Source organism: Candidatus Enterococcus huntleyi, assembly GCF_009933175.1.
GTDB classification, from domain to species: domain Bacteria; phylum Bacillota; class Bacilli; order Lactobacillales; family Enterococcaceae; genus Enterococcus_K; species Enterococcus_K huntleyi.
In genome coordinates this window covers 34,698-59,200 of the sequence record NZ_MAEJ01000002.1, presented here as the reverse complement: position 1 = coordinate 59,200, position 24,503 = coordinate 34,698, and the positions used below count along the sequence as shown (strand labels likewise).

Annotated in this window: 16 protein-coding genes and 1 pseudogene; 16 read left to right on the top strand and 1 reads right to left on the bottom strand. The window is 39.7% G+C overall.

Annotated elements, in window-relative coordinates; translation table 11 throughout:
* The first annotated feature begins 635 nt into the window (after positions 1-635).
* From BAU15_RS03285 to BAU15_RS03275, 3 genes are read left to right on the top strand one after another with little or no spacing between them, the layout of a single operon-like run.
* Positions 636-1,571: an AAA family ATPase gene (locus tag BAU15_RS03285; RefSeq protein WP_161841343.1), complete on the top strand. Its 936-nt coding sequence runs from the start codon at positions 636-638 to the stop codon at positions 1,569-1,571.
* 3 nt (positions 1,572-1,574) lie between these two features.
* Positions 1,575-2,594, top strand: a complete 1,020-nt coding sequence (locus BAU15_RS03280; RefSeq protein ID WP_161841342.1) for a DUF58 domain-containing protein — start codon at positions 1,575-1,577, stop codon at positions 2,592-2,594.
* A complete protein-coding gene (locus BAU15_RS03275; RefSeq protein WP_161841341.1) occupies positions 2,572-5,028 on the top strand; it encodes a DUF4129 domain-containing transglutaminase family protein in 2,457 nt (818 codons plus the stop codon). The genes BAU15_RS03280 and BAU15_RS03275 overlap by 23 nt, the downstream gene beginning before the upstream one ends.
* Positions 5,029-5,193: 165 nt before the next feature.
* On the opposite strand, the gene BAU15_RS03270 is transcribed toward BAU15_RS03275, so the two are convergent.
* Entirely contained in the window at positions 5,194-5,805 is a 612-nt protein-coding gene (locus BAU15_RS03270) for a hypothetical protein (protein ID WP_161841340.1), read from the bottom strand.
* 298 nt (positions 5,806-6,103) lie between these two features.
* On the opposite strand from BAU15_RS03270, the gene BAU15_RS03265 reads away from it, so the two are divergent.
* The 13 genes and pseudogenes from BAU15_RS03265 (at position 6,104) to tkt (ending at position 24,365) form a co-directional block, all read left to right on the top strand.
* On the top strand, positions 6,104-7,432 hold the full coding sequence (locus BAU15_RS03265; RefSeq protein WP_161841339.1) for an APC family permease: 1,329 nt from the start codon (positions 6,104-6,106) through the stop codon (positions 7,430-7,432).
* A gap of 122 nt (positions 7,433-7,554) precedes the next feature.
* A complete protein-coding gene (locus BAU15_RS03260; protein ID WP_161841338.1) occupies positions 7,555-8,397 on the top strand; it encodes a DUF368 domain-containing protein in 843 nt (280 codons plus the stop codon).
* A 546-nt stretch (positions 8,398-8,943) separates the two neighbouring features.
* Complete coding sequence (locus tag BAU15_RS03255) at positions 8,944-10,827, top strand: BglG family transcription antiterminator (protein ID WP_161841337.1); 1,884 nt, start codon at positions 8,944-8,946, stop codon at positions 10,825-10,827.
* 5 nt (positions 10,828-10,832) lie between these two features.
* Positions 10,833-11,633: a tyrosine-protein phosphatase gene (locus tag BAU15_RS03250; RefSeq protein ID WP_161841336.1), complete on the top strand. Its 801-nt coding sequence runs from the start codon at positions 10,833-10,835 to the stop codon at positions 11,631-11,633.
* Positions 11,634-11,641: 8 nt separating this feature from the next.
* Positions 11,642-12,949, top strand: a pseudogene (locus BAU15_RS03245) (PTS sugar transporter subunit IIC).
* Between the two features lie 39 nt (positions 12,950-12,988).
* Complete coding sequence (locus tag BAU15_RS03240; RefSeq protein WP_161841335.1) at positions 12,989-13,288, top strand: PTS sugar transporter subunit IIB; 300 nt, start codon at positions 12,989-12,991, stop codon at positions 13,286-13,288.
* A gap of 3 nt (positions 13,289-13,291) precedes the next feature.
* Entirely contained in the window at positions 13,292-13,657 is a 366-nt protein-coding gene (locus BAU15_RS03235; protein ID WP_161841334.1) for a PTS sugar transporter subunit IIA, read from the top strand.
* A gap of 1,109 nt (positions 13,658-14,766) precedes the next feature.
* Complete coding sequence (gene nhaC / locus BAU15_RS03230) at positions 14,767-16,182, top strand: Na+/H+ antiporter NhaC (RefSeq protein WP_161841333.1); 1,416 nt, start codon at positions 14,767-14,769, stop codon at positions 16,180-16,182.
* 474 nt (positions 16,183-16,656) lie between these two features.
* Complete coding sequence (gene ade / locus BAU15_RS03225) at positions 16,657-18,393, top strand: adenine deaminase (protein ID WP_161841332.1); 1,737 nt, start codon at positions 16,657-16,659, stop codon at positions 18,391-18,393.
* Positions 18,394-18,726: 333 nt separating this feature from the next.
* Positions 18,727-20,796: a BglG family transcription antiterminator gene (locus BAU15_RS03220; protein ID WP_161841331.1), complete on the top strand. Its 2,070-nt coding sequence runs from the start codon at positions 18,727-18,729 to the stop codon at positions 20,794-20,796.
* On the top strand, positions 20,793-21,071 hold the full coding sequence (locus BAU15_RS03215; protein WP_161841330.1) for a PTS sugar transporter subunit IIB: 279 nt from the start codon (positions 20,793-20,795) through the stop codon (positions 21,069-21,071). The genes BAU15_RS03220 and BAU15_RS03215 overlap by 4 nt, the downstream gene beginning before the upstream one ends.
* 18 nt (positions 21,072-21,089) lie before the next feature.
* Complete coding sequence (locus BAU15_RS03210) at positions 21,090-22,367, top strand: PTS ascorbate transporter subunit IIC (protein WP_161841329.1); 1,278 nt, start codon at positions 21,090-21,092, stop codon at positions 22,365-22,367.
* Between the two features lie 21 nt (positions 22,368-22,388).
* Positions 22,389-24,365 (top strand): transketolase, encoded by a 1,977-nt coding sequence (gene tkt, locus BAU15_RS03205; protein WP_161841328.1) that lies wholly within the window; start codon positions 22,389-22,391, stop codon positions 24,363-24,365.
* Positions 24,366-24,503: the final 138 nt, after the last annotated feature.

The window sequence follows — 24,503 nt, the reverse complement described above, 5'->3', positions numbered from 1 at the left end:
ATACTTAATTTTTTCAGGTATTTCTGCTAGTAAGCGTCAAAAATTATATCAAAATTCTTCAAATGGTGAAGAGGCAAAAAATTAAATATACGGGATTTTTTTTGGTTAGAATTAAAAATATTAAGTATACTTAATGTTGTTGATGTTCTTTTTAGTGAGCAGTAAAAATTTTAAAATGTTAAAGAGGGTAGAACATTAAGTATACTTAACTTTTTGCGTCCGAAATTTTTCCTCGAGAGTAGAGGGGATAAAAACTAAAAGAGATTATGAATGCTACTACATTGTTTATTAATCAAACAAAATCCTGTCAAACATCATTTGATAGGATTTTTTATTACATTTGAATAACAGGTAGTTTATAATCCTAATTTCATGGTAAAATATAGAAATCACATTGAATTTTCAGAAGATTCTAATTTATAAATGCGTTAGGATATACATAATGTCAGAATCAATTGTGAGAGCGAACGAATACAAAAAGGTGAGTAATAAAAGTGAAGTTGGAAAAAGACTTAAAGTAGGTTCGGAAGTAGATTCGAAATCAGCTCGATGAGCGGTTAAAAATTAGTGCACATAGGAATACAAATGTTGCTAAAAATACTAAGATTAAGTAGAACCGAAGTGGGGGAATTGATTTGGAGAGAGAACATTTTTTGAAGATTACACGTTTAATAGATGAAGTAGAAAAAGTGGTATTGGGCAAGCGCGAGGTTGTGCAATTAACGATCGCGGCGATGTTAGCGTCTGGTCATGTGTTATTTGAAGATGTGCCGGGTGTCGGAAAAACGGTTATGGTTAAGGCGATTGCTAAAGCGGTGCATGGTGATTTTTCGCGGATTCAGTTTACGCCGGATTTATTGCCGAGTGATATTTTAGGGGTTTCTATTTTTGATAATCGTACGACACAATTTGAGTTTCGTCAGGGGCCAATTTTTACGACAATTTTGTTAGCGGATGAGATTAATCGGACGTCACCACGGACACAGGCGGCGTTATTGGAGGCGATGTCTGAGTGGGCTGTGACAATTGATGGCGCGACTTACCCGTTGTCTGAGAATTTCTTCGTGATGGCGACCCAAAACCCGATTGATTATGAGGGGACGTATCCTTTACCGGAAGCTCAGTTGGACCGATTTTTATTTAAATTAACGATTGGCTATCCTGCGGCGGCGGATGAATTGCAGCTGATGCAGAGTCGGCCGAAAACGACTGAGGTGATTGATCAAGTGATCAATACTGCTGAGTTGGCTTACTTAAAACAACAGGTAGATGAAGTTTATCTGGATGAAGTTGTGGCGAGCTATGCCTTATCATTGGTTCAAAAAAGTCGCGAGCATAAGCAGGTGGAATTGGGGATTAGTCCACGAGGTAGCATGGCGTTTATTCGCGGAGCAAAGGCCTATGCACTGACTGAGGGACGGACGTTTGTCACGCCGAGAGACTTGCAAATTATCTTACCTGCCGTATTTTCACATCGCCTTTTATTAAAATCATTACGGACGAACCAGACCGACGTCACCGACATTCTGAATGAAATTATTGCGGATGTGCCGGTGCCTGTGAGGAGGTAACGAATGCGCAAACGAGTGATGATTGGCCGACTATTCTTGGTCGGATTGTTTTATCTAGTGTTCTTGTTCTACGCAATTATATTTAACAATGATACAGGCTGGACGGTGTTGTTTTTTGTCACCTTAGGCGGGCTTGCGGAGATTTTATCTTTCATAAGCCCATTATCCTGGCTGTCATTGAAGAGTGAAGAGCGACGGTTGGCTCATCTAGGTGAGCAGCTAACAGTTACATTAACGAGTCAGCGGCGATTACCAGTACCGCTCTTTTTTTCATGGCTGACTTTTCATGTGCCTAATGAAAAGCGGCAGCAAACACTGGCTACTTATCTGGGGCAACGGACGACAATCGATTTGTCACTGACGCCGATGAGTAGAGGGTGGCTCAAAAAGCAACCAATCGAGCAAATCGGCGGAGATTTATTTGGTTGGTTTGAAAAGAAACGTCTACGTGATTTGTCGGTTGATTGGTTGATTTTACCTGCCCATCATCCGGCAGGAGAAGCGATCTTGGCAGAGCTTTCGACGCTGATCTATCAGGATTATTCGGGAGAAAGCACGTATCTAATTAAGAATTATCGGGCCTATCAGCAGGGGGATTCGTTGAAGCAGATTGATTGGAAAACCTCTAGTCGTAAGCAGGAATTGATCTTACGTGAGTATGAACGGACGGATTCAGTGAAATGGACGTTTGTTTTTTACGGCATAGCGAGTCCCTATTTTGAAGAAACATTGAGTTTATTTTATACGATTGCGGAAGCCTATCAGAAAAAAGCTGAATTTATTTTGGTTGGTGAGGGACTGACGGATGAAAGGATCGGCTCGCTGGAAAACTATGCGACGATTCAGCCGCTAGAAAATTTGGTTTCATTACCGGAGAAGAAAGGTCGACGAATGTGTCTTTTTCTCCCGGAGCTATCTGACGAGTTAGCCAATGTAGGGATTACAAAGTCGATGCCGATGCTGGTGTACAGTCAACTAATTCATGAGTGGGAGGGCTTCTATGCGCGCGAGAATTCAGACTAAATTTGTCTTAGCCTTGACCTCTTATCTTGCTTTTGTCTTGGCTTTTCATCAATTTTTTGAAGTCTATAACATAGAAAATCAGCTGGCCAAATTTTTTGGTATCGGATTGATTAGCTTAACTGCGTTACTTTTTCCGTCAAAATTAGTGCGCTTTATTTTTTATAGTTTGAGTTTTTTCCTTAACTTAATGCTACTCTTTCCATTTTCTGGTGGCGAATTTACTAGCTGGCTCGATTCATTCGTCCAGCAGCTGCGGCAAATTTCTGAACTGTTTCTCAACAGAGGAGTAGGTAGTCAGTATACAACGGTGGTCGTGATTATCTTATTTGTTGTGACGATTCTACTGATTGAATTATTGGTGGAATACGAGCAAGTAGGTATCAGCATCGGCATGATTGTCGTCTATTTGCTAATGCTGGCACTCTACAATGAGCAAGAGTTTGATGTGGCAATTATTCTCGTCTTAGCCTTAGGCATCTTCCAGAAATATTACCTGAGTCAGGGATATGGAGCAGAGGATGAGGAAACTAGAGAGAGAAATACGATTAGAAAGAAAAATAGAAAGAAAAATAGAAACAAAACCAAAGATAAATCTTTAAACCAAAGTAGAGATAATTTAGCTGCTAAATCTCAGAGTTATGGCTCTGAGATTGAGAATGAGCGTGGGAAACTTCGCATGAGAGGGTTGGTTCAGGTGGGGGTCATTCTGCTAGTCCTTTGTGTAGCAGCGATATTCTTACCGAAGACTGACCTGAAGGCGCCAATTCTTGAACATACGGCGAATCTGAGAACTTTTCTACAGGAGAAAGGCTTGTATCAGTATATTCAACAAAGTGGCCAACAAATCACGTTGAAAACAGGGTTTAGTGAAAATAGTGAGCATCTAGGTGGCCCAATCTCAGATGATGATCAGATTGTCTTTGAGGCGACGCAGAAGAGTGCGCATTATTGGCGGGTGGATAGTAAGGCGATTTACACTGGAACGGGCTGGATAGATTCGACTGTCACGGAGCCAACGGTGATTTTTCCAAACTATGCCGCGATGGATTTACCTTATCCAGATTACAGCGGTCAATTGGAGGATGAGGAGACGATCACGCTTCAATTTGCCCAACCAACGTCGTATATCCCTTTGCCGTATGCCAAAATGGAGGTATACAAGTCGGCGGTTGATGACCAATATACTTATCAGCCGGAGGTTAGACGTTTAGACAGCCAGACGGATTCAGCGGATAATTCAGTGACCATGAGTGTTCAAAATTTGAGCTATACGACCGATGAATTGGCGGCTTTTGGGAATGGGAATCTCAATGCTTCAACTGGCAGTGGCTATGGGGCTACTGAGTATGATGAGGAATACGCTAATCAATATGGCGAGGAATACGACGGTGAATACGATGAAGAATATGCTGGTGAATCCAGCGATGCGAATAACCGATTACTTTATGTGCAGCTGCCGGAATATTTACCGGAGCGGGTGTCTCAGTTGGCCAAAGAGTTGACGGAGGATCAGGATACGCAGATTGATCGGGTGCTGGCGATTGAATCGTATTTGAAGCGGTCAGGGAATTTCCGTTATTCTAAATTGGATGCAATGTATACAAAAGAAGGCCAGGATTATGTGGATCAATTCTTGTTTGAATCGAAGGTTGGTTATTGTGATAATTTTTCGTCAGCGATGGTGATTTTATTGCGTACGTTAGATATTCCGACCCGTTGGGCAAAAGGCTTTGCGCCGGGAACAGCGACGACCTTAGAGGATGGATTGCTCAAATATACCGTGCGTAATACGGATGCCCATTCGTGGGTGGAGGTCTATTTTGACGGCTACGGTTGGTTACCTTTTGAGCCAACGCCTTCATTTGTACAACCACTGGAAGCGACTAATCAAGAAACGACGCCGAGTGAGACCGTGCCACCTCAAGCATCATCTGCAGAAACCAGCGAAAGCACAACGAGTTCATCGAGTAGCACCTCAGCACCAGAAGAAAGTACGACAACTAGTGATCGTGCAACAGCAGGTTCAACAGACAATCCAGTTGCTTCAAATGGCTGGCTGATAGTAGCATTAATTAGCCTGTTACTATTATTATTAGGTGGACTGTTCTATAGAGAACACATTTATTTAGTGGTCGTGATAGTTAGCGCGGTGTCGCAAGAGCCACTGAGAATCGCTTATCCGTACCTGTTAAGAAGATTGGCACGTTTGATTCCACGTGCAGAGGGGCAACCGTTACAAGAATATGCCCAGCTGGTGGAAAGCCAAATTCCTGCGTTGAACCAGGACTTTTACATGCTGACACTGGATTACGAAAGGTATTTGTACAGTCAAGAAAAAGCCACAGACAGTCAGTTGCTCTTGAAGCAGACGGCGAAAGGTATCAGTCATTGGAAATTCCAACGTTTATTCAGACAGTTCAGCAAAGAAAAATAGAGCGTATCAAAAAGGATAGTCACTTGGGATAAACATCATGCTGTGGGAGTGGATTACTGCTGATTATTGATTAGACAGTCATCTCAAATTCAGCAAAAAAGAAGCTACTGCCTACTGATAGTAAGAATAATCTTGTATCAGTAGGTAGTAGCTTTTCGTTTTATTTTAGCGTCGAATGCTGCGTGGTGCAGCGACGGAATTTTTGCCAAGGTTGTGTTTCTTTTTGAAGGAACGAGGCAATAAGAGTAATAAGAAGTCGTAAGGTAAGCCTAGTAAGAAAAAGGCCATGGAACGGCTAAGCACAGACTCTTTATATAACCAATTTAGCAGAAAATGTAATCCTGTGAGTCCTGAGGTTAAGGCGACTAATAGGAACCATTGTGCATCTGGGAAAACAAATTGATGGAGCAGCATAGTGACTAATGGATAGAGGTAAAAGAAGCCACCCACGAGATAGACGCGCCAAGTTTTGACGAAATCACCGATTTGTAGGAGCAGAAACAGCAGTGAAATAGCCAAGGCGAGCGGCGGAAATAAGCCGATTAAAAAGGCATATAAGGTCCCCCAGAGAATCATCAGTGGGCCTTTAATGATCGCGCTAAAGGCCACGAAACCTAGTAAGATTAATAGTTGTTGGATTGGTGAAGCAACTACTAAGCAGGCAAAAAGAAATAACGTGGCCCAATGCCAAATCGTATTTTTCTGTTGAGTTGACTGTGAATCGCGCATGTGCGTTTGCGAAGAAGGATTGTAAAATTGTTTTTGTGTGAATTTCATCAAGCATGGCTCCTTTCAGGTGAGTCATTAATTTTATAGGGACGTTGAATTTAGAATTTAGTCAATCTATCGATTCATGTGGCTTAGTCGAATAAGCCCGTTCGTTTGTTAAGTAAATGATTGTTGTTTCAATAAGTGAAGTATACTCGGAATTTTAAGGTTTTCCCTCAGTCTCAAGAACGATTTCTGCCTAAGACTGTTGTGCGATAGCTTAGGAAACGTTTTCTTTACAAAATTAATGGAAATGGACTGTGTCAACGGGTATACTAACATCTATAAACAGGGAAGGTTGGAATGTATGGAGAATAAATTAAAGAAAGAAATTAATTTATTTGGGGCCTTGTCGACTGTTATGGGAACAGTCATTGGGGCAGGGGTATTTTTTAAAACAGCAGCTGTTGTGGGACATACGCAGTCTGCAAGCTTGACGATATTTGCTTGGATTTTAGGGGGGATTCTAACCATTTGTGCAGGTTTGACAGTGGCAGAATTGGCGACGGCCATTCCTGAAACAGGCGGTGCAGTCAAGTATATCGAGGTAGCTTACGGGAAGCTGCCGAGTTTCTTATTAGGTTGGGCACAGAGTTTGATTTATTTCCCAGCCAATATTGCGGCCTTATCAATTATTTTTGGTACACAATTTGTGAATTTATTTCATTTATCAAACAGTTATTTATTACCGATCGCCATCGTGGCAGCAGCTTCGATTACTGGCGTGAATTTATTGGGTACACGGATGGCTTCGACGGTTCAGTCAGCGACCTTAGTGATCAAATTAATTCCGATTGCCGTAATCGTTTTGATGGGTCTTGCAACGAGTGGAGAAGTTTCTGTTTCGTTATTTCCAATCGAAGCAGGAAAAGATGTCTCATTTTTTGAAGGCTTGAGTGGAGCCTTATTGGCAACCTTATTCGCTTACGATGGCTGGCTTGGCGTCGGTGCGATGGCGGGTGAGATGAAGCGTCCGGCCAAGGATTTACCGAAAGCAATTATTTTAGGCTTGAGTTTTATTACGTTAATTTATGCCTTAGTCAATTTTGTTTTTCTTAAAAATTTACCAGTTGAGGCGATTTCAGGGAATTTAAATGCTGCCTCAGATGCTTCAGCGGTAATATTTGGAGCCAGTGGCGGGAAGATTGTCACGCTGGGGATTCTAGTTTCAGTCTATGGTGCGCTTAACGGCTACACCTTAACCGGCATTCGCGTACCGTATGCGATGGCTTTAGCTGATGAATTACCTTTCAGTCGTCACTTCCGAAAAGTCTCAAAAAAATTCGTGGCGCCTTACGTAGCGGCCCTTGTTCAACTGGCGATTGCCTTAGTGATGATGCAGTTAGGAACCTTCGATTTATTGACGGATATGCTAGTCTTTGTGATGTGGCTCTTTAGCGTGTTAATTTTCTTTGCCGTATTTATTTTACGCAAACGCGAGCCAGATATGGTTCGGCCATATAAAGTTCCTTTCTATCCAATCGTGCCATTAATCGCCATCGGCGGCGCATTATTTATCCTAATTGCGACGATTTTCACCCAAACGTTGTTAGCACTTATCGGCATCGGGGTAACTTTACTAGGAATTCCAGTCTACTATTATCATCAAAAAACGAGCCGTGGAATGAACTCTTAAATTTTCATAAATAGGTCTTTCTAATTTTACGCAACTCAAGTATAGTTATAGTATTGTTGCAAAGAAAAGGTTGTGCCAGAAGCTACTTCTGACACACCGTTTATTTAGGTAAGGAGAGTATTATGGAGAAACAGAAATCAGAAAGTGTATTATCACGATTCATTAAAGGAGTCGTTATTGCTTTAGGCTTTATTTTACCAGGAGTTTCTGGAGGAGTATTGGCGGCAATCCTTGGAATTTACGAACGCATGTTGAGCTTTATGGCTCATTTGACCAAGAATTTTAAAGAAAACTTTTTATTCTTTTTACCCGTTGGGATTGGTGGAGTCGTCGGAATTGGCGTCTTATCAAAACCTTTGGAATGGCTACTAGCCAATTATCAAATCGTCGTTTTGTGGGGCTTTGCCGGTGCGATTATCGGCACGCTGCCATCGTTATTGAAAGAATCGACAAGTAAAAGAGAACGTCGTCCAATCGACATGGTTTGGTTTGTCGGCACATTAGTGATTGGCTTCTTATTACTCTACTTTATGGATGATTTACTTGGCACATTGCCAGCTAATTTCTTCGGCTTCGTGATTGCCGGTGGCTTAATCGCTCTTGGTGTGTTAGTGCCTGGATTAAGTCCTTCGAATTTATTATTAGTCTTAGGCTTATATGATCCGATGTTGAAAGGCTTCAAATCATTTGCTATCATTGATGTTTTTGTGCCAATTGCGATTGGTGGAATTGTTGTGATGCTAGCCTTTTCTAAATTAATGGAGTGGTTGTTAGCCAATTTCCATGCGCAAGTCTATCATTTCATCATCGGGATTGTTGCTGCATCAACCCTTTTGATTGTCATCCCACCCGTTGCTGATTATTCCGGCGCGACACTGATGACCTTAGTTATGAGCATCATCCTATTTATTCTAGGCGCTTGGTTAGGCCTTTGGATGAGCAAATTGGAAGATAAGTATAAATAGTTAGAAACCAATTATCAAATAAGTAGAAGTTCAGTCTCACATAGTTGAATTTTTTAAATGAATAGACAAGAAAAGAGTCCGAGGGGGCTCTTTTTTTTCACCTTTTTTTGAGAAGACCGATTTTTTTATGTGTGCAATCAATTGTAATTAACAAAAAATATTTCTAAAATGCCGAATGGTTTTCCTTTTTTTTCATTATAATGGCTAGCTTTCCTAATGTTTAGGCATATTTTATCTGTCTAGTTATTGAAAATAACGTATGTTTTTACTGTCATTTTTTCTTTGTCTTTTCTAATTAAAAAAGGGTGGTTTTTTGCGTTTTTTCACAGCATAATTAAGGGTGGAGAACAGGCGTATTTTAACTATTTATAGGGAAATACGATGGATAACTTGCTCGTTCTTTGCCCTAATTTCAGAGAGCAAGTGTCCTAAATGAGCAGTTGCGTGCTAGATGACTTCCTTGTGAAAATTTCCGAAGCGAAAGAGACATTATGCAAATGGAGGTCTGGGGGAAAGAAACGTACACTATAAGTGAGGTAAAGATAAATGGAAAAAACAAGCTTATCCTTAATTGAATTATTGAGTAAATCACCTGCTGGTTTGACGAGCGAAATGGCGGCTATTCAATTAGGCGTTAGTTCGAAAACGATTCGCCGGTATGTGACAGAACTGAACCAACAGCGCGAAGAAACTGGCTGTTGGATTGAGGGAAAGAAAGGACGGGGATTATCACTTCAAATAACAAATCAAGAAAAATTTCTGAAGGTGCAGGAACAGACGCGTCAGAAAGAAGATTTGCTAGAACAGTTGATTGAATTCTTTATTGCTCAAGAAGATTATGTTAAAGCGGAAACGATTTGTACGCACTTATTTATTTCTCAAAGTAAACTATCCGCAGAGTTGAAGAATTTCCGACGAATTCTGAGCTATTATCAATTAACCTTAGAAGCAAAGCCCTATTATGGGATGAAGATTGCTGGGAGTGAGTTTGATTTACGGCGGTTTTTAGCTAGTAATTATGTCCAAAAATATCATTTGAAGATGCGTGATGACACGGTTAGTCTATTCGGTGAGACGGCTTCGGAGCTGTTTGAACTGATTAAAGAAATCATTTCTGAAGAGTTTGCTAAACAGGCTTACCCCATCTCAGAAAATATTTTAAACAATTTGACGTATCATCTACAAATTGCGGTCACCCGGATGCAAGAAGGTTGCTACTTGGAACAGAGTATTCCTGTTAAAGGGCGGACCAATAGCGAACAAGAGTTGTTGGGTCAACGGATTATCGATCGTTTAGAAGAGGCTTGTGAGGTACAGTTTTCTGAAAGCGAACACAATTATGTGTTGGGTCAAATTGTGGGGAAACGAATCGCTGTTTCAGAAGAATCTCAGGTGGTTTCAAAAGAAGTTAATGAGTTGGTAAATGAAATTCTTTTGGAAATTAAAGAACAAAAACATTTGGATTTGTTACATGATTTAGAGCTTCAAACGATGTTAAATATTCATTGTGCGCCTTTGATTGACCGGCTACATCTAGGAATTGAGTTGAAGAATCCTTTGTTGGATCAAGTCAAAATCCATTGTGTCATGGGCTATGATTTAGCCATTATTGCCGGACAAACTATTTATCGTAAGTATCAGCAACGAGTTAGTGACCATGAATTGAGCTATCTAGCGATGCATTTTGATGTTTCGCTGAATCGCGAGGCTAATTCGATCGCTAAGAAGCAAATTTTGGTCATTAATGAATTAGGTCGTTCGACGGGTGAATTACTGAAAGTTAAGTTTGGCAAATATTTTCACCATCATATAGATTCCATTACCATCTGTGAGCAACGGGATTATGAAGAATATTTGCAAAATAACGATTATGACTTCATATTCACCACGACACCCGTTGATTATCGCGGAAGCATTCCAATTTTTGACTTTGAGTATTTTCTACAACCTGCTACGGTTCAGAAAATCGAAAAAGTCTTGGCTGCGGAAGTCAGTGCAGCACAATTGTATTCGTACTTTAGTGAAGAGTTATATTTTACCAATAAACAATTTGGTTCACGTAAGGAATTGTTAGCGTTTTTATCGAAAGAAGCGCGGAAGAAACTAGCTTTGCCAGAAAACTTTGAAGCCTTGGTTGAGGAACGAGAAAACTATTTTGGAACGGATTTATTACCAAATGCTGCTTTTCCTCATCCGAATGCTTTGATTAGTCCAAAGACAATGGTTTGTGTATTGACGTTGAAAAAACCAATCTTTTGGTACAAACATTCTGTCCGAATTGTGTTCTTGGTTCTAATTAATAAGAAAGATCATCTGAAAAGCAAGCCGTTGACGGAGCATTTGATCCATTTGTGCTCATCACCGGTCAAGATGCAGCAGATGATTCAAGCAGAAAATTTCGAAGAATTTATGTCAGTGATAAAGGAGTAAAGTGTATGACAGATAAAGAAAAAATTCAATTAGAGGGTGCGTATAATTTCCGTGATTTTGGGGGTTATGAGACAAGTTTTGGTAAGAAGGTTGTTAAAGGGAAATTGTATCGTTCAGATGAACTGAGCAAATTGACGCCAAAAGATCAGGCTCAATTAGCGGAGCTAGGTTTGACGACAATTATTGATTTTCGAAATGAAAAAGAGCGTGTCGATAATGAAGATTTACCGATTGGCGAAGCGCGAGTGGTCTATCTGGATCCAATCGCAAATATTGCGGCATTGGCTTCTTCAGAAAATGGCGAAGAAAAACCGCTTGATTTTGAAAATATGACGGCTGAATTAGCAAAATTCTTGATGACAGAGCAGAATCGGGAGTTTGTTCGTTCGGAACGTTGTCAGGAAGTCTATAAAGAAATGTTAGAAATCTATTTAGATGATAATGAAACGGCGGTTGTGCAGCATTGTCGTGGCGGAAAAGACCGCACAGGGTATGGCGTGGCACTAATTCATCTATTATTGGGTGTCTCAAAAGAGGATATCATGCACGACTATCTCCTGACGAATGTGTATAAGAAGGAGAAAAATGAACGTAGTCTGAAAGAGTTGATGGAACAATCAAACAATCCTGATTTTGTCCAGGCTGTGCGTTATTTTAAAGAGGCTGACGCTTCATTTTTAACTACAGCACTGGAAATGATTGAAGAGTATGGCGGGATTGAGCGTTATGCTAAAGAGGAATTAGGGTTGACTGAAGAGCAGATTACTAAATTAAGAGAAAAATACTTAGAAGATGAAGGAAGGTAGGCAAAAATATGAAAAATGTAAAAGATGCGATTCTGAATGGGGCAATTAAAATTCAAAATAACACGTACATGCGCGCGATTTCGAATGCCATGATGGGTTTGATGCCGGTGATGATGATTAGTTCGATTGCTTCACTAATCAATGCGATTAATATTGGACCGACGCAACAAATCATGGAACAGATTGGCCTGAAAGCATTATTGACGCAGATGAATGCCATGACAATTGACGTGATTTCACTGTATGTAGCGTTCTTAGTTGGTTACAAATTAGCGGAACAACTGAAAGCAGACCAGTTGAATGCTGGACTGATGAGTGTGGTATCATTCTTGATTTTAAGTCCAATTTCACTATTAGAAGAGACCAAAACATTGAAGCTAGAAACTTTAGGTTCAGGCGGTATGTTCGTGGCGATGTTTGCCGGCTTGATCGGTGCTCGAATCTACATCTTGTGTGTGAATAAGAATTTGGTTATCAAAATGCCAGAATCTGTGCCACCAATTGTGAATAAATCTTTTGCAGCAATCGTGCCTGCCGTGATTGTTTCAACTGTGATGGGCATCATCTACGTCGTTATGAGCTTGACTCCATATGGCACATTGACTAGCATGATTTACACATGGGTCCAAGCGCCATTAACTTCATTAGGTGCCAACGTCTTCACGTGTATGATCATTGTGGCCTTCATCGAGTTCTTATGGTTCTTCGGGATTCACGGCGTGCTAGCGGTCTATCCAGTCCTAATGTTAGTGTTCTACCAACCAGGATTAGACAATTTAGCAGCGTATAGTGCTGGCGCAGCGTTGCCACACTTGTTCACGATTGGCTTCATTTTAAATAACCGTGGGGCGCGTTCATTTGCAGTCGCATTGTTAGCTATCTTTAGTTGTAAATCAGAGCAGTTGAAGGCTGTCGGAAAAGTCGGCTTGATCCCTTCAATGTTTGGGATTTCTGAACCAGTTAAATTCGGGATTCCGTAAGTAATGAACATGCGCATGATCATTCCGTTGATGGTGACACCAGCTGTCTCAGTCTTATCAGCGTATCTATTAACAATTGTTGGCTTCTTACCGTATCATAATGGGGTCTCAATCCCAACCGGATTCCCAGTTATCTTTGGTGGCTTCTTAGTAAATGGTTGGCAGGGAATTGTCGCTCAATTAGTTCAATTTATCTTATGTGTGGTCATCTATATTCCATTTATGCGCTCACAAGATAAAGCGGCTTTGGCGGAAGAAAAAGCAATTGCGGCACAAGAAGCTTTAGCAGAAAAAGAAGCAGCATTTCAGCCTGTTGGCGGAGAAGAATTAGCTTAATTATATTCAGAATATACTTAAAATGAGGAGAATTTATCGATGAAAAAAATAATTTTATTATGTGCCGGCGGGATGTCGACAGGTGTCTTAGTTAACAATATGAAAAAAGCAGCTACTGAAAAAGGGGTAGAAGTCACGATTGACGCACATCCGATTGATGCTGCAGCAACCGTTGGAAGTGACGCAGATTGCGTGTTATTAGGACCACAGGTTTCTTATCGCCAAGGAGAGGTTACGTCAGCTGTTTCTTGTCCAGTAGCGGCCATCGACATGCGTTCATATGGCATGATGGACGGCAAAAAAACCTTAGACCAAGCTTTGGCGCTGATAGGAGGATAATGGATGGAAGAAACAGAAATCGTTTGCTTTCAATTAATCTCAAACGCTGGAGCTGCGCGTAGCTGTTATTTTGAAGCTTTGCAAAAATTCCGTAATGGTGAGGAAACAGCGGGTCAAGAACTATTTGCCCAAGGTCAAGAACATTACCGGGAAGCCCATCAAGTGCATGGACAATTAGTGCAAAAAGAGGCGGGCGGCGATACGGTCTGGATGTCTTTACTAATGACGCATGCCGAAGATTTAATGATGAGTGCCGAAACTACTGGCGAATTAGCCAAAGAATTGATGGCAGTCTACGGCGAAATCCATGGACTAAAAAGTGAGTTTGCGAGTTTAAAAGAACAGTTACTACAAGTCGAAAGTGACTAAACAGCGAAAAAATCATAGGTCAAATTGAGTAAAACGCACATAGAATAAGAAGGTCGAGGAACTGCCGATTTATTTGGCAGGAACTCGATCTTTTGCTTGTTCTTATATTCTAGACTATATTGCCATCCTACTACTCTGTAACTTGTCAAATAGGACAGGCAAATCCTTTAGCTAGTGGGTTTTACTCATGAAAAGGCTGTTTTCAATCGTATTTTCCTTTAAGAAAAACGCAACTAGCCACAAGTATCTCAAAAATGGGCAGTTACCTTCTCTAGAATAAGCCCATTGCTGTTTGTGAAAATTATAGAATCCTGTAAGACTGGGATTCTTCGACCGACTTTTATGGAAATCAGAAGATTTTAAGTGGATAGTTAGCACCGTTTCTCAATTTTTTTAGAAAATCACCGCTTTTTTACTTTTTATAGAGTTGTGGCTAGTTGCGGTGTTTTTTGAGATTTTGACGGAATGCAAAATATCAAGAATCCTTTAGAGAGTGGGTTTTTCCTGGAAAAGAGGCCTTTTACCTTCATTTTACCCCTTGAGAACACCGCAACTAGCCACAAGTGCTGCAAAACACCCTTTTTTCTCTCAGTAAAATAAGTTAGTTGAGATTTATTTAATTGGGGAAAGTAGGTATTTGGCAGGGAAGTACCTCATTTTGATCTGAAGTTTTGCTTTCATTTAGCTAGGGCAATTATTTATTGACGCTGTTTTAAAATAACAAAACGGAAAGAATCGTGAGCAGACCTATTGACAAAAGAGTCGAATGGCTATATTCTTCATGGTAAGCTTTAAAACTTTTTAGCGCAGTAGGAAATAGATTCTATGTTCAGGAAGTCGATGGTTGCTGAGAATCGATCAGATCTATTTTACGAAGTACACTAAAATTATAGACACAACTGAATAATATTTGAGAGAAAAACAAGTGATTGTTTTTAAATTAAGGTGGTACCGTGGAGAAATTCGCCCTTAGCTAAATAGGCTGAGGACGGATTTTTTTGTTTTACTAGAGAGGACGAGCAGAATGAACTGTGGTGGGATTATTCGATATCATTCCAACAATCAAAGAAGTCGAAGGATAACTAAAAACAGATTGTGAGGAATAGAAAATGAAAACGAAAAAACAACAAACTGTCTCTGTCATGGAGGCTAGCATCATGCTAATCATTATTGTCGCAACGATTGCGGTGGCGGTGATTGGACTAAAAATAACACCTAATATTGCAATTCTATTTGCGATTGGCATTGTCATGCTCTACATGACGGTCAAGCGTATGCCGTTTGATCTAATCCACGAGGGAATTATCGCCGGTCTGAAGCCAGGAATTATTCCGATTTTTATCTTTATTCTGGTAGGTTCACTGATTGCCGTCTGGATTCAAGCAGGAATTATCCCGACCCTGATGGTGGTGGGATTTAAAATTATTAGTGTCAAATGGTTTGTGCCCTCGGTGTTTATCGTCTGCGCGATTGTCGGCAGTGCGGTGGGTAGTGCGTTTACCGTTATGTCCACGATTGGGATTGCCTTTTTCGGTATCGGCACAACGCTGGGTTTAAATCCGGCTTTAGTCGTTGGTGCGATTGTTTCGGGCGCGGTCTTTGGTGATAAAATGTCGCCTTTATCTGAGTCAACTAATTTATCAGCTGCGATTGTGGAAGCTGATTTGTTTAGACATATTAAAAATATGATGTGGTCGACGATTCCCGCGTTCTTTGTTTCTTTGATTTTGTTCGCTATTCTAGGCGTCAATAATCAAGTGGCAAGCTTGGCTAAAATCGATGAGGTTATCCAAGTATTAGAGGCGAATTTCTCGATTTCTGTCTGGGCGATTGTGCCGATTGCTTTGATGTTTATCTGTGCTTGGCGCAAGATTCCCGCTATTTTGACAATTTTACTGAACATTGGTGTAGCTGTGGCGATGATCTTTATCCAAAATCCGGGCACGAAGATAGCCAGCCTAGGGACTGTGATTGATACTGGTTTTGTGTCGACAACGGGGAATCAAGAAATTGATTTATTGTTGTCACGAGGTGGAATTGAAAGCATGATGCCAACGGTTTCCTTGATTATTCTGACCTTATCTTTGGGTGGTTTATTGATGGAAACAGGGCTGGTCTCAACGGTGATGGCCGTGATTGCGAAAAAATTAACTTCACCAGCCCGCCTAATCTCGACGGCTTTGTTGACGAGTATCGGTGTTAATATCTTTATCGGCGAACAATTTTTATCCGTGATTCTTCCCGGGAATGCCTTTAAAGAAGTCTTCAAAAAAGCTAATCTTGATCCAGTTGTGCTAGGCAGAACGCTGGAAGATGGCGGGACGGTAATTAACTACCTGATTCCTTGGGGCATTGCCGGTAGCTTTGTGGCCAGCACATTTGGCGTACCGACACTGACTTACTTGCCATTTGCCTTCTTCAGTTTATTTTCACCCGTCTTCTCCTTAGTCAGTGCCTTGACTGGGATTGGCGTGAAAAAGCTTGCCGAAGAGCCGACGCATCAGCCTAAAAAAGTGGAAATCTAATCTGTTAGATTGTCCATTATAAGTGAGAATCCACGAATCAATAATCGAGCATCTGAGCGCTTCACGGAAAGTGAGGCATTCGGATGCTTTTTTGCTGTAAACACGAACATTCTGTCTGATGAATTTGATTGTTCGGGATTTATTCGGTTTCATGTTATTCTGGTTAAAAATTAGAAAAAACTTATTTTAACCAGGTGGACCGACTATTTCGTTGGAAGGATGGCTAGATAAATGATTTAGACGAGGTTTATCAGAGATTTGTCAGAAAGGCGAACGATTATTGGTTATAGGAAAAGATTGTTTTATTTTAGCTGAGGGTATATAATTTGTTTCAATAAAAAAATGAGTCTTCAAAAACGCAGAAAAATTAGGTTGAAGATGAATCGAGTGAATGAGGAAAATATCCTGATGAAAAGTAGGGTAATGACTGGCCGTTTGGCAGATAAATTCTAATGAGGAGACGTGATTGATAGAATGAATAAGCATGAATTAACGAATCTAATTGACGTAGCAGTGGGGAGAAAACCAGCAGATTTGGTGTTGAAAAACGGCGTAATCGTGGATGTCTACCAAGGGACTACGATGTTAGGCGATGTGGCGATTGTTGATGGCAAGATTGCTGGGATTGGCGATAATTACGAAGGCAAAGAAGTTCGCGATGTCGCAGGGAAATATATTGCGCCGGGCTTGATTGATCCGCATATTCACGTGGAGTCTTCGTATGTGACGCCGGAAGAATTTGGTCGCTTATTGGTTCCTCATGGCACGACAACGGTCATGGCAGATCCTCATGAAATCGTCAATGTTGCGGGCTTAAAAGGGCTGGATTATATGATTGAAGCAGCTAAGCATACGGCATTAGACATTCAATACATGTTGCCTTCATGTGTGCCAGCCACTAATATGGAAAATGCCGGTGCCATTTTGACTGCGCGTGATATGGAAGCTCCTTTAATAGAAGGAAAAGCTGCTGGACTTGCTGAATTTATGGATTTCCCAGGCGTGATTCACGCGCAAGAAGCCGTGATTGAGAAGCTTTTAGTGGCTAAAAATTTGCATAAACGGATTGATGGTCATAGTCCGATGGTGTACGGCAAAGAATTGAACGCCTATGTGGCAGCGGGTATTGAAAATGACCATGAATGTTCGACGGTGGAAGAATTGCAAGACCGTCTTGCTCGTGGGATGTATGTGTTCTTGCGTGAAGGTTCAGTGACGCAAAACTTGCGGGCTTTACTGAAAGGTGTCACGCCGCAGAATGCTCGCCGTTGCGTATTATGTGGCGATGATGTGCAGGCCAAAACGATTTTGGAAAAAGGGCATCTCGATAATAGTATTCGAATTTGTCTTGAAGAAGGCGTCGATCCGATTCAAGCGATTCAGATGGCGACGATTTATACGGCTGAATGTTGTCAATTATTTGACCGTGGGGCAGTGGCGCCAGGTTTGAAAGCTGACCTAATCCTCTTCTCTGATTTGAACAATTTTGCTGTAGAAGAAACCTATATCGATGGCAAATTAGTTGCAAAAGACGGCGAATATATTGTGCCCGTGACTAGAGCTGAAACCACTAAAGTTCAATCCAGTGTCCACATTGGCGATTTTTCAGTAGAGAAGCTGGTCTTACCGTTGACTTCAGATAAAGCGCGAGCAATCGGCGTGATTCAGACGGAAGCTTTAACTAACGAAGCAATCGTCGAGGTGACACGAGACGCAGCAGGCAACTATCTATATGATGAAACGCAGCCTGTCGCAAAAGTGGCAGTGGTCGAACGGCATCATAATACTGGCAATGTTTTTGTCGGCTTGCTGAAAGATTATGGTATCAAAAAAGGCGCAATCGGCATTTCAATTGCCCATGATTCGCATAATTTAATTGTGACCGGCACGAATGATGCGGATATGGCCTTGGCAATTGAAACATTAAAAGAACAAGATGGCGGCGTAGTCCTAGTCGAAAATGGCCAAGTTTTAGGCAGCATGGCCTTACCAGTCGGTGGCTTGATGAGTGATTTGACCGGTGAAGAAATTGTTCAACAACAAGAAGCCGTCAATAAAATTGCCCACGAAGTCTTAGGAATCGCCGAAGATGTCGACCCAATCATGACGTTAGGCTTTATGTCACTTGCCGTGATTCCTAGTCTGAAGATTACTGATTTAGGATTAGTCGATGTCACGAAATTTGAATTTGTACCAGTTTCAGTGGACTAACTAAATCTTAATAACAATACAAAAAACAAATGAATCAACAACTGTTTAAATAAGTAAAGTACACTCTGTAAGATAACTTCTTGGATGTAAAAGAGAAGTTGTCGACAGGGTGTTTTTGTGTAGATAGGTGGTTCATTTGTCCTATTTATTGTGTGAAAAATGAGTTTAAGTGAAGATGAATTATTTAAAAAGAGAATTATGTGAAATAATGAATATAAAATAACGGAAATAAAAAGTGATTGTAATTTTTGTAAAACCGCTTACAAATCTTGCTATAAAATAGAATTGAATTGTAGTCACTTCGATCTTACTATTTAGTTAGGAGTTGAGGACATGATTGATGATAGAACTATTGCGATTCTTCATGATTTAGTTTTCAGAAAAGAAAGAGATATTTGTGGAATTAGAGAGAAGTATAGCTTGAGTAACAGACAGATTTCTTATGCAATACAAAAAATTAATAATCTTGTATTGCACAAGAATGAAACCGGAATCATTTTATCTGACAAGGAGGTTTTAATTGATAAAGAAGGTGAACGATTTTTACAGGAATATTTAATCAATTTAGAGAAAGGAAATGATCTATTTTATGATAAGCAAAGTAGGAAGCTATTCATATTATTAAAATTGGTATGTTCTTGTGATTATTTATCTTTAGATGATTTTGTATACATGGTACATGCAAGTAAGTCAACCGTGCTAAGTGATGTAAAAGAATTAAGACAAGAATTCTTAAAAGATGGATTTCAAATCGAATATTCACGAGAGAAAGGTTACTACATTTCTGGGAATGAATCAGTAATTCGCTCAATGCTTATGCAAAAGGTTATCCATTGCTTGTATGAAGATAATGGCGAAACGCTTCTTCAGAAATATATTCAGCAAGAAATAGAGCAACCATTTGAAGAGACAAGAAAGACGATTGTTGCTGCAAGTCATCGATTTTCCATTCATTTTGTTGAGAATAAGTTAAAAGAGTTTACTTATTGTTTTCATCTGTTAACCGAGCGCTTTATTCGTTGTTCTGTTGAGGATGAAAAGCTAATCGATATTATTGATTGTGATTCGAAGGAGTATAAATTTAGTGAGTACTTAGCACAAGAAACGGCTATTCAAAGTCAAAAGAACATTACTTATATTTATGCGTGGATGTTAGGCCTATCAATGGGAAATATTGAAGAAAATACGCGAGATCAAACAATAATTAAGCAGCTAGGCAATCGTTTAATTCATCGATTTGAAGCTCTGTCGGGAATTAAATTCAAAAATCATTCAGCTATTGCGCAACAATTATATGAACACCTTAGACCAGCTTACTATCGATTACTCTATAAACTCCCGATTGTTAACCCGTTAAAGAAACGAATTAAAGAAGAATATGGTGAAATGTATTCGTTAGTGCAAGAAGCGCTACAACCACTGTATCCTATTTTTCAACATGAAGTCCCTGACGATGAGATTGCTTATCTAACGGTTCATTTCGCGGCATCGACGTATGAAGAAAAAGAGCAGAAAGTCTATAGGAAAAGAAGTCTAATCCTTTGTCCTAGTGGTGTCGGGACGTCCATTATTCTGAAACGAGAATTAGAAGAATTGTTTCCGGATATGGAATTTATCTTGCAGGATTACAAGAAAGAAATCGTAACCGAAAACGTTCAAATTGTTTTTTCAACGGCAGTTTCGAGTAGGCTTCTTTCTATAAACAAGCCATTTATAATTTTGAGTCCTATTATGAATGCAAAAGAAAAGTATCAATTGATTTCTAAAGTTTACGATTTGTTGAATGACGAAGAATTAGTCGATCCTACCATAGAAAAAGTTTTAGTAACGATAAAGAAATATGTAACTTCAGATCAATATAGAATGATTAAAAAAGAGATATGTCAAAAAGAAAAATATCTTTCTAAAATTGTAGAAGAGGAAGGGATGAGGTATCCATTGTTAAGTGAAATAACGTCTGAGTCATTAATCTCACTAAATATTGAGGCAGCTGATTGGGAAGAGGCCGTTCGTAAAGCTGCGCAACCACTGATTGATAAAGAGAAAGTTACGCCTAATTACGTTGATGACATGATAAAAACAGCTAAAGAGAGTGGACCGTATATTGTGATAACTAAACATGTTGCTTTACCTCATGCGAGACCAGAAGCAGGGGCAAAAGAAATTGCTATTAGTATTGCTACATTAAAAACACCCATTTCTTTTGGCAATAAAGAAAATGACCCAGTTTTGTATATATTTGGCTTAAGTGCACTAGACAATCAGACACATATTACTGCAATGGCCGAATTAGCAGAATTGCTCGATCAACAGGAATTCTATGATACGTTAAAAAAGGCTATACATCCTAGAGAGATAATGAATTATATAAAAAAATTTGAAAAGGAGTGTCATGAGATATGAAAAAAGCATTAATCGCATGTAGAACTGGTATGGGCTCTAGTATGATGCTAAAAATTAAAGTAGATCAAGTTGTGCGTGCAAACAAGTTTTCTTTAGATGTACAGCACAGTACCCTTGATGATGTAAAAAGTTTTAAGGGCGATTTAGTGATTACGATGGCAGACGTTGCAGATGAGATTAGAGACCAAGTCCCTTATGTTATCGGTATTCAAAATTTGATGGATAAAAATGAAATTGAGGCGAAATTAAAGCAGTTCTTTTCTGATCAAGAATAAAAAGTGAGGAGTGAAATTATGGAGATTTTAAAAGTTATTGTTTTTGATTTACTTGCATCGGCACCAATCTTAGTTGGGGTAATTGCACTAACCGGACTAATCTTACAAAAAGAGTCGGTTGACAAAATCATATCGGGCACATTAAAAACAATTGTTGGCTTTTTAGTTTTTGGCGTAGGATCTGCTGCTGCAGTCACTGCACTAGATAGTTTTCAAGAATTATTCGCAAAAGGCTTTGGTTTAAAGGGTGTACTGCCTTTAGCTGAAGCAGTTACAGCATTAGCTCAGCAGCAATTCGGAACCACCGTTTCATTAGTTATGCTGATTGGATTTTTGTGTAACTTATTAGTAGCTAAATTTACCCCGTTGAAATATATATTTTTAACTGGGCAACATAATTTATACTTAGCAGCACTTTTAACAATTATGTTTAAAGCACTAGGTCTAGGTAATACAGCAATAATTATTTTTGGTGGAATTATATTAGGGTTCTGTGCGGCATTATTCCCAGCAATTGCCCAGCCTTATATGCGAAAAGTTACAGGTGATGATGAACTTGCTATGGGTCATTATGTAACTATTGGTTATGCCCTTTCAGGTTGGATTGGATCAAAAGTAGGAAAACCGGAAGATAGTACAGAAAATTTGAACTTGCCTAAATGGCTAACAATGTTTAAAGACTATGTAGTAGGCGTTTCTATCACGATGATCATATTCTTCTATATTGCTGCAATTGCTGCTGGAAAAGAATCTGTAGAAGTACTTTCTGGCGGTGTGAACTGGTTAGTATATCCATTATTCCAAGGATTAAGCTTTGCAGCAGCCTTATACGTGATAATTACAGGGGTTCGTTTGTTCCTAGGTGAAATTGTAAGCGCGTTCGTAGGGATATCAGAGAAATTGATTCCAAATGCGAAACCTGCATTGGATTGTCCAGTGGTCTTCCCGTTTGCTCCCACTGCGACAGTGATTGGCTTTTTATCGGCTTACGTTGGCGGTTTATTATGTATGGTAATAATGGGTGCTCTAGGAAGTATCGTTATTATACCCGTTGCAGTTCCTTACTTTTTCATTGGTGCTACAGCAGGAGTTTTCGGAAATGCAACTGGCGGTTGGAAAGGCTGTATCGCAGGTTCGTTTGTTGTAGGAATCTTAATCGCAGTTGGACCAGCGTTAATCTATCCAATCATGGAAAATATTGGGTTAACTGGAACATCTTTCCCAGAAACTGATTTCAACGTTGTCGGCTTACTTATTTATTATGTAGGAGAATTCTTAAAAGGAATTTTTAATTAGAAGAGATATGGAGGGAATTAAATGGATTTAAAAAGTAGTTCTGTAGCAACAATTAGAAGTCTTGTAGTCGATAGTGTGGAAAATGCGCATCACGGACACATGGGTATGCCTCTTGGGTCAGCACCAATGGGGTATGAATTATTTAGAAATCAGATGAAACATAACCCTAAGAATCCACAGTGGTTCAACCGAGATCGCTTTGTTTTAACGTCAGGACATGGGTCAATTTTATTATATATCCTACTTCATTTAAGTGGATACGATGTTACTATGGAAGATTTAAAACAATTTCGACAACATGATAGCCGTACTCCAGGACATCCAGAGGTATTTCATACCCCAGGGGTTGAGGCAACAACAGGACCTTTAGGACAAGGCTTATCAATGACTGTTGGACTTGCGATTGCCGAAGCTCATTTGAGTGCAAGATTTAATAAAGAAGAGTATTCAGTTGTGGATCATCATACTTATACAATATGTGGAGATGGTGATTTGGAAGAAGGTGTAGCATTAGAGGCTGCAGCCGTTGCAGGGAATTTAGGATTAGGCAAACTAATTGTTCTTTATGATTCTAATGATGTGACATCAGATGGCCCAATAGAATTATCTTCCAGAGAAAACACCCAACAAAAATTTCAAGCGATGAATTGGCAAACACTCTACGTAGAGAATGGTAATGATTTAACAGAAATTGCCAAAGCTATTCAACAGGCGAAAATGGAGAAAGAGAAACCAACGCTGATTGAAGTGAAAAATATTATCGGTTTTGGCTCTAGTCTACAAGGAACTGAAAAGATTCATAGTAACCCTGTAGGTGAAGAAGAAGCGAAAGTAATTAAAAAAGCAATAGGTTGGGAACATGAAGAATTTTTTGTTCCTGAAGAAGTTAAAACAGATTTTTCGGGAATAGTAGAAAAGGGTAAAGTAGATGAAGAGGATTGGCATCAATTAGTAGCTAATTATGCAAAAGCATATCCAGAGCTTCATGATGAATTGTTGAAGGTCATGAATGAATCATTTGAGTTGTCAGATGCCACACTGGAATTATTTACAGAGAAAAGTATGGCTACTCGAACTGCGTCAGGGAAAATGCTCAATAAAATATATAAAGATTTACCAATACTTATAGGTGGATCAGCTGACTTAGCTTCTTCAAATAAAACAACAATAGAAGACGCCCCATTCATGAAACAAGGGGATCATAGTGGGCCAAACATTCACTTTGGTGTGAGAGAATTTGCGATGGCTTCCATTTCAAACGGTGTTGCCTTACATGGTGGATTAAAAGGATACTGCGGTACATTTTTAGTCTTCTCAGATTATATGCGTTCGGCTATTCGCCATGCGGCATTGATGGGTGTACCTGTCACATTTATTATGACTCATGATAGTCTTCAAGTTGGTCAAGATGGTCCAACACATCAGCCAGTGGAGCACTTGATTTCTCTGCGTGCTATGCCAAACTTAATTGTTTATAGACCAGCTGATGCGAATGAAACGATTGCGGGCTGGAAGTTAGCGATGGAATCAAAAAAACAGCCTTATCTATTAGCGTTAGGCAGACATGATGTTCCGGTTTTACAAGAAGTTGATTTAAGTAAGGCCGAAAAAGGTGGGTATGTATTATCTAAAGATAGTGAGAATCCAGATATCATTTTGGTTGCTACAGGTTCAGAGGTTTCTATGGTATTAGAAGCAAAAGAAGAACTTTCAAATGAGTACAAAGTAAATGTTGTTTCTTTACCTAGCTGGGAGTTGTTTGATCAACAGGATGAGGCATATAGAGAATCAGTGTTGCCAAAAGGATGTCTTAATAAATTATCAGTTGAATTAGGATCTACCATTGGTTGGAGTAAATATGTCGGAAGTTATGGTGATTCTATCGGTGTTAGTAACTACGGGAAATCTTCCCCAGTACCAGAACTACTTGAAGACTATCAATTTACGATTGCTCATATTGTACAATCAGCGAAAGAATTATATGAAAAAAATAAATAAGTAGTCAGTATCCTCCTTGTGATATCGAAATTTATTAACGTGCACCTACCCAAAGATAATTTTGTGTAGGTGTATATTATTTTCGCATGGCGGAGTGGACAAACGAAAAAGAGTAGGACGTGTGTCTTACTCTTTTTG

Bases quoted from the DNA above. Each gene is read 5' to 3' on its own strand.
- BAU15_RS03220 (WP_161841331.1), top strand. From the start codon at position 18,727: ATGATTGATGATAGAACTATTGCGATTCTTCATGATTTAGTTTTCAGA.
- BAU15_RS03265 (WP_161841339.1), top strand. From the start codon at position 6,104: ATGGAGAATAAATTAAAGAAAGAAATTAATTTATTTGGGGCCTTGTCG.
- BAU15_RS03235 (WP_161841334.1), top strand. From the start codon at position 13,292: ATGGAAGAAACAGAAATCGTTTGCTTTCAATTAATCTCAAACGCTGGA.
- BAU15_RS03250 (WP_161841336.1), top strand. From the start codon at position 10,833: ATGACAGATAAAGAAAAAATTCAATTAGAGGGTGCGTATAATTTCCGT.
- ade (WP_161841332.1), top strand. From the start codon at position 16,657: ATGAATAAGCATGAATTAACGAATCTAATTGACGTAGCAGTGGGGAGA.
- BAU15_RS03270 (WP_161841340.1), bottom strand. From the start codon at position 5,805: ATGAAATTCACACAAAAACAATTTTACAATCCTTCTTCGCAAACGCAC.
- BAU15_RS03255 (WP_161841337.1), top strand. From the start codon at position 8,944: ATGGAAAAAACAAGCTTATCCTTAATTGAATTATTGAGTAAATCACCT.
- nhaC (WP_161841333.1), top strand. From the start codon at position 14,767: ATGAAAACGAAAAAACAACAAACTGTCTCTGTCATGGAGGCTAGCATC.
- BAU15_RS03210 (WP_161841329.1), top strand. From the start codon at position 21,090: ATGGAGATTTTAAAAGTTATTGTTTTTGATTTACTTGCATCGGCACCA.
- BAU15_RS03240 (WP_161841335.1), top strand. From the start codon at position 12,989: ATGAAAAAAATAATTTTATTATGTGCCGGCGGGATGTCGACAGGTGTC.
- BAU15_RS03260 (WP_161841338.1), top strand. From the start codon at position 7,555: ATGGAGAAACAGAAATCAGAAAGTGTATTATCACGATTCATTAAAGGA.
- BAU15_RS03275 (WP_161841341.1), top strand. From the start codon at position 2,572: ATGCGCGCGAGAATTCAGACTAAATTTGTCTTAGCCTTGACCTCTTAT.
- tkt (WP_161841328.1), top strand. From the start codon at position 22,389: ATGGATTTAAAAAGTAGTTCTGTAGCAACAATTAGAAGTCTTGTAGTC.
- BAU15_RS03280 (WP_161841342.1), top strand. From the start codon at position 1,575: ATGCGCAAACGAGTGATGATTGGCCGACTATTCTTGGTCGGATTGTTT.
- BAU15_RS03215 (WP_161841330.1), top strand. From the start codon at position 20,793: ATGAAAAAAGCATTAATCGCATGTAGAACTGGTATGGGCTCTAGTATG.